The sequence below is a fragment of the Pseudochrobactrum sp. AO18b genome (assembly GCF_000409565.1).
GTDB lineage: Bacteria > Pseudomonadota > Alphaproteobacteria > Rhizobiales > Rhizobiaceae > Pseudochrobactrum > Pseudochrobactrum saccharolyticum.
Genome location: NZ_ANNO01000402.1, coordinates 1 through 6,442, shown reverse-complemented (window position 1 = coordinate 6,442; position 6,442 = coordinate 1). Strand labels below are relative to the sequence as shown.

The window sequence follows — 6,442 nt, the reverse complement described above, 5'->3', positions numbered from 1 at the left end:
GCCGGCGGCAATGGAGAGGCCAGCCAGCCACGGGCCAAGGGCATTGGCGACGTTGAAGGCACTGTGATTAAGCGCTGCGGCAAGGGTCTGAGCATCCTGCGCCACATCCATCAGACGTGTTTGCAGCACGGTGCCGAGGCCGCCGGTACAGCCGATCAGGAAGACCAGCACGGTCAAAATCCAGACATTCATCACCACGAATGGGAAGATTGCCAGAAAGATTGCATTTGACAGCAGCAGAATACCGGCAGTCGGCATCAGGGCGCGGTCAGCACCCCATGAGCCAATCAGCGTGCCGCAGGTCATGCCCGCGCCAAAAACAGTCAGCACAACCGGAACCCAATAGGGCGCAACGCCGGTGACTTCCAGCAGGGTGGAGGCAATATAGGAATAGACTGCAAACAGACCACCAAAGCCGACCGCACCAATGCCGAGCGTGAGCCAGACCTGACGGTTCTTCAAAGCGGCCAGTTCACGCAGCGGTGTGGCGCCGGGGCGTGGCGGGTCTTTCGGGGCAAAAGCCATAATCATCAGAAAAGTGAGCGTGGCCAGAATACCGGTAACACCGAAACCCCAGCGCCAGCCGAGATGCTGCCCGAGCCATGTGGCAAAAGGCACACCAATCACGGTTGCGATAGACAGGCCGAGCATCACACGGCCAACAGCCCATGCGCGGCGGTTCATCGGTACCAGTGAGGCGGCCATCAGCGCGGCTACACCAAAATAGGCGCCATGCGGCAGGCCGCTCATAAAGCGAAACAGCAACATCCAGTGATAGGATGGCGATAGAGCGCTGAGCACATTGGCGACGGCAAATACAGCCATCAGCCCCATAGCCAGCGTGCGGCGTGACATACGTGCGAAGAAGACAGCGAGAATTGGCGCGCCGACGACCACACCCAGCGCATAGGCGCTGATGACATGACCGGCGGTTGGCTCATCAATGCCTAAGCCTGCGGAGAAATAAGGCAGCAGGGACATGGCCGCAAATTCGGTGGTGCCGATAGCAAAGCCACCCATTGCCAGTGCCAGCAAAACCAGTTTGAAATTTGTTGTATCTGCGCTTGTTGCAGATGTTTCAGCATCGGCCAGCGCTGGGGCGTCCAGCACCATGGCGGGGGAGGAATCTGTCATTTCATTTTTCCTGAAACAGCATGTGCAACTGTTTCTGATAGGGGGCGGACACAAATTGAAAGTGTCTGAGGCAACTCTCATTATGTGCGTTTATTTTAAAAGCTCAGGGCGTGATCCGGCCTGAAGAGGAATTCAGTCAAATCCGTTTGTGCCTCCCACACGCGCGGTTCATCTGAATTTTTGTCGCCTTCCCATTACATCGAAAGATGCATGGTTGGAAGAAAAGAGTTTTTATAAAAATCTCTACCGGAGAAATGTGAAGCTTATTATGGCCGGTTTCTGAAGCGCAGACCTTCCAGTTCTTTAATACGCGCGGCACTGTCTTGTTCCAGCTGTATGGTCATTTCCCGAATGATGCTTTCCGCCAGTACAAATAAAGCGGCGGAAGAATCCCATGCCGAGGGAACGCCGGTGCGCCCTGCAATCACATGACGGGCAAAACGGGCAATCGGCGACAGCCACTGATCCGTTATCAGCACAATATCAACGCCGCGGCTTTTGGCGGTTTCAGCCAGATGCAGCAGACTGTCCTGATAGCGGCGGATGTCAAAGACAATCAAAATATCCTTTTTGCCCATATCCAGCAGCCTGTCACGCCATGCGCTTTCCTGCCCCGACAGGTGGAAAACATGCGGGCGGATCACGGTCATATGCGCAGCCATATATTGCGCAATGGGATCGGTAAAACGCCCCCCGATCAGATAAATATTGCCGCGTGCACAGGCCAGCGCAGTGACAATATCGCTTAACTGTTTCTCACTGATATGGCGGAAAGTTTCGCGGATATTTTCAAGACTGTGTTCGACTGCCGGATAATCGGTGTCCGGCTGGCTTTGCCGGTTTTCATTGCGGTTATGCGGAGATTGCAGCTGGGCGGCCAGTTCATCCTGCAAACGCGCCTGAAAATCGGAATAATTTTGAAAACCGAGCCGGTTGATAAACCGCAGAATAGTCGGGGAACTCACTCCTGCCTGAGCAGAAAATTCAGCAACGGTTTTAAGGCCAAGCATCGGATAACTGGCAATCAGCGTTTGTGCGGCATTGCGCTCACCCGGAGGCATTGTGTCAATCCGCTCGGTTATCAGTTCGGCGATACTGGTGAAATTGTTCATCATAAAACACCTGTTTGCATCAGTGGACTGAATGGCCCGCTTTTTGATTCAACCCATTTAAAAATATTATTTGACAAAAGATAATAATGCGTATGAGATGATACACAATAGTGCGAAATAAAAAATAACGTAACATAAGTTACATGTGTAAATGATAAAATTTACTCGCATGAGGGGGGAAGAATGGCGGAAATTCGCGATTCTCACGGCAATGATATGCATACCCGTTATTCTGATGCCGGTGGCGATATACCGGCTGTCACTGTTCTCAATGAGCAGGGTGAAAGCCCGTATCTGCTGATCTGTGAACATGCCACGAATTTTATGCCGGAGAGATTTGCACGCCTCGGATTGAGCGAGGCTGATATGTCCGCCCATATTGCATGGGATCCGGGTGCGGCTGAGGTCGCGCGGCGTATGAGTAAAGCGCTGGATGCTACGCTTGTTGAGGCCGGTCTTTCCCGCTTGCTGATTGATTGTAACCGGCCGCTTTCAGCGCCGGATCTTATTCCTGAGATCAGTGAGTTTACGGTGATACCGGGCAATCACAATCTGTCAGAGGCAGAGCGGCAGGAGCGTATATCCCTGTCGCACAAGCCTTTTCACGATAAAATCGAAGAAGTTATCGAGGCGCGCAAAAAGCGTGGACAGGAAAGCCGGGTTATAACCATTCACTCCTATACGCCGGTTTATAAAGGTGTCGGGCGGCCGTGGGAAATCGGGATCATTCATGATGCTGATGACAGGCTGGGTGCGCGTATGATCGCGGGTTTGCGCAAAGACGGCGAAAGCTCAGGCATCAATGTTGGTGTGAACCAGCCTTATTCGCCGGATGACCGTGTTTATTACACCGTGGAATGTCATGCGCGTAAACGGGGTGATCTCTGCGCGATGGTGGAAATCCGCAATAATGAAATTGCTGACGAGAAAGGGCAGGCGCTTTGGGCTGCCCGTCTGTCGTCAATCTTACAGGAAATTGAGATTACATAAGGAGAGACGACCTTAACCGCATTCTGTTGAGGAGCAGGCGGGGTTCAAGGGAAACAGGTAACTGGTGAATACAGGCAAAAGAGCCGGAAAACCGGTCGTAAAACGCCTGAAACAACGGGAACAAAAAAGTGCCGAAAATACTCAGACTCTTCGTAAAATATGTCGATGCGCTGAATTATCGGGTCGGTCGCTGTGCGATGTATCTCATCTTTTTGATGGCAGCCTGCCTGCTTTACTCCACCTTTTCGCGGGTTGTGCTGGGCGCGCCGGTGAACTGGGTGCTGGAAATGTCCCAGTTCATTCTCTCGGCCTATTATCTGCTGGGCGGTGCCTATGCGATGCAGCAGAACGCTCATGTGCGGATGGATTTGTTTTATGACCGTTTTGCGCCGAAGAAGAAGGCGCTGACAGATGTCATTACTATTCTCTGCGTGATTTTCTATCTCGTTGTGATGTTCGCGGGCGGGCTTTCCAGCACCAATTACGCCTATGTCTATAATCAGCGCAATTACACGGCATGGGCTCCGGTTTTGTGGCCGATCAAAACGCTGATGACGCTCGGTGTTTTCCTGCTGCTGCTGCAGTGCATCTCCAATCTTATCAAAGATTTCGCGATCTGGCGCGGCACGCCGATCAAACCTGCTGCTTACATACCTGATGCCGCACCGCAGGAAGGGCAAACTGTATGAGTTCGGAATTCATTACTCTTTTCATGTTTGCCACAATGATGGTGCTGCTGATGACAGGGCAGCGCGTATTCGGTGTGATCGGTTTTGTCGGTTCGCTGGCGGCGCTGCTGCTCTGGGGTAACGGCGCGTTTGAAATGCCGTTCAATGCCACTTTTGCGGTGCTGAACTGGTATCCTCTGATTACCGTGCCGTTCTTCGTATTCATGGGCTATATGCTCTCAGAGTCCGGCATTGCCAGCAATCTCTACCGCATGTTCCATGTCTGGTTCGGCGGTATTCGCGGCGGTCTGGCACTTGGCACTATCGGGCTGATGGTTGTGATTTCCTCTATGAACGGCCTGAGTGTGGCCGGTATGGCCATTGGTGCAACCGTTGCTCTGCCGGAGCTGCTGAAGCGCGGCTATAACAAGATTATGGTGACCGGCGTTATTCAGGCGGGCAGCTCGCTGGGTATTCTGATCCCGCCGAGTGTGGTGCTGGTGCTTTATGCGATGATTGCGCGTCAGCCGGTGCTGCAATTATGGCTGGCCGGTATCGGGCCGGGCTTGCTGATGGCCACATTATTTGCAGTCTATATCTATATCCGCTGCAGGATTAATCCTGAACTCGGGCCAACATTGCCTAAAGAAGAGCTGGACAGCATTACTTGGGCGGAGAAGTTTTCAACGCTGCGCGCCGGTCTGCTGCCTCTGATTATTTTCGGCACAATGATGGGGCTGTTTCTGACCGGTGTAACCAGTCTGGTGGAAAGCTCGGTAGTCGGCGCTTTGCTGGCAACATTGGCGGCATTGTTCACCGGGCGGATGACCAAAGCAGTTTGGGAAACCACAACCCGTAACTCGCTGATGATCTCTTGTATGTTCCTCTGGATCATTCTCGCGGCGCTGTGCTTCTCATCCGTTTATGATGGTCTTGGCGCAGTAAAGGCGATTGAAAAACTGCTCATCGGTACATTTGATCTGTCGCCATGGACAATTCTGATCCTGATGCTGCTGTCCTTTGTGGTGCTCGGCATGTTTCTGGATGACACAGCGATGCTGGTTATCGTGGCGCCGCTCTATATTCCGCTGGTTAAAAGCCTCGGATTCAATGCGATCTGGTTTGGTATTCTCTACACGATCACCTGTCAGATTGCCTATATCACCCCGCCTTTCGGCTATAACCTGTTCATGATGCGGGCGCTCGCACCGTCCAGCGTGACCATGGTTGATATTTATAAATCTATCGTTCCGTTCTTCTTCCTGATGGTGCTGACGGTCATCATTCTGATGGTCTTCCCGCAGATCGCTCTGTGGCTGCCAAACTGGTACTCGGGACGCTGATAAAGTGTGAAGTGCATAACGCAGTTCAAAAAAAGGCAACAAGCCAAAACTGCGGTGAAGGGAACCAAAACTGAATGTGAAGTAGTTTGTTATCGCAGTTTCAAACTGAGAGAATTGGCGGAAAACCGGTTACCACTTTTCTCAGAAACTGCCCATTGCGACGGGAGACACGCAAATGAGTGACAGCAAATTTCTGAATAAGCGCGACTTTCTTAAAAAGTCTGCATTGACCACTGTCGGGGCTGTTGGCGCAACTGCACTCGCCACCCCTTATGTGAAAGCACAGAGCCCGATTAAATGGCGTCTGCAAACCTATGCAGGGCCTGCTCTGGCTGAACACGTCATCAAGCCTTCCATCGATGCTTTTAACAAGGCTGCCAATGGCGAGATGGTGATTGAGCTTTATACTTCCGATCAGCTGGTGCCGCAGGGCGAATTGTTCCGTGCGGTGCAGGCGGGTACCATTGATGCGGCGCAGTCTGATGATGACTCCATGGCATCACCAGTGGACGTGTCGGTGTTCGGGGCGTATTTCCCGTTCGCTTCACGTTACAGCCTTGATGTGCCGGTACTGTTCAACTGGTGCGGCCTGAATGAAATCTGGGAAGAAGCCTATAAGGAAATTCCGGGTGTCACATGGCTCAGTGCCGGTTCATGGGATCCGTGTAACTTCGCAACCACCAAGCCGATCCGCTCGCTGGAAGACCTGAAAGGCCTGCGCGTCTTTACCTTCCCGACGGGTGGTCAGTTCCTTACCCGTTTTGGTGTGGTGCCTGTAACCCTGCCTTGGGAAGATATTGAAGTGGCCATTCAGACCGGCGAGCTGGACGGCGTGTGCTGGTCAGGCGCGACCGAAGTTTATACGGTCGGCTGGGCTGATATTAATAAATATTATCTCACCAATAATATCAGCGGTGCCTGGGCTGGTTCCTATTTTGCCAATACGGAAAAATGGAATGCCGTGCCTGCGCATTTGCAGCAGCTGTTTAAACTCAGCATGGACAGCTCCCATTACTACCGTCAGCATTGGTACTGGTGGGGTGAAGCCCATTACCGCACCACCGGCGGTAAGCTTGAACTGACAACTATTCCGGAAGCGGAATGGGGCAAAGTTGAAGATGAGGCCATGAAGTTCTGGGATGAAATTGCAGCGAAGAGCCCGCGCAATGCCAAAGTGGTCGAAATCCTGAAGAAA

6 protein-coding genes are annotated in these 6,442 nt (G+C 52.5%); 4 read left to right on the top strand and 2 right to left on the bottom strand.

Translation table 11 applies throughout. From position 1 onward, the window contains the following. Both A918_RS20745 and A918_RS0115540 read right to left on the bottom strand, forming a co-directional pair. A partial coding sequence (locus tag A918_RS20745) for an MFS transporter (RefSeq protein ID WP_084664859.1) occupies window positions 1–1,134 on the bottom strand: 1,134 nt, incomplete at its 3' end. Between the two features lie 266 nt (window positions 1,135–1,400). Then, on the bottom strand, window positions 1,401–2,249 hold the full coding sequence (locus A918_RS0115540; RefSeq protein WP_051139069.1) for a MurR/RpiR family transcriptional regulator: 849 nt from the start codon (window positions 2,247–2,249) through the stop codon (window positions 1,401–1,403). Window positions 2,250–2,462: 213 nt separating this feature from the next. Between A918_RS0115540 and A918_RS0115535 the strand changes: the two genes are divergently transcribed. The 4 genes from A918_RS0115535 to A918_RS0115520 all read left to right on the top strand — a co-directional run. Beyond that, complete coding sequence (locus A918_RS0115535; RefSeq protein ID WP_051139070.1) at window positions 2,463–3,236, top strand: N-formylglutamate amidohydrolase; 774 nt, start codon at window positions 2,463–2,465, stop codon at window positions 3,234–3,236. Window positions 3,237–3,364: 128 nt separating this feature from the next. Next, complete coding sequence (locus A918_RS0115530) at window positions 3,365–3,925, top strand: TRAP transporter small permease subunit (RefSeq protein ID WP_022711946.1); 561 nt, start codon at window positions 3,365–3,367, stop codon at window positions 3,923–3,925. After that, window positions 3,922–5,247 (top strand): TRAP transporter large permease subunit, encoded by a 1,326-nt coding sequence (locus tag A918_RS0115525; RefSeq protein ID WP_022711945.1) that lies wholly within the window; start codon window positions 3,922–3,924, stop codon window positions 5,245–5,247. The genes A918_RS0115530 and A918_RS0115525 overlap by 4 nt, the downstream gene beginning before the upstream one ends. Window positions 5,248–5,422: 175 nt before the next feature. Then, window positions 5,423–6,442: TRAP transporter substrate-binding protein (locus tag A918_RS0115520; RefSeq protein WP_022711944.1), on the top strand; the 1,020-nt coding region annotated here is incomplete at its 3' end.

Coding starts and splice junctions, on each gene's coding strand:
- A918_RS0115540 (WP_051139069.1), bottom strand. CDS start 2,249: ATGATGAACAATTTCACCAGTATCGCCGAACTGATAACCGAGCGGATT.
- A918_RS0115535 (WP_051139070.1), top strand. CDS start 2,463: ATGCATACCCGTTATTCTGATGCCGGTGGCGATATACCGGCTGTCACT.
- A918_RS0115525 (WP_022711945.1), top strand. CDS start 3,922: ATGAGTTCGGAATTCATTACTCTTTTCATGTTTGCCACAATGATGGTG.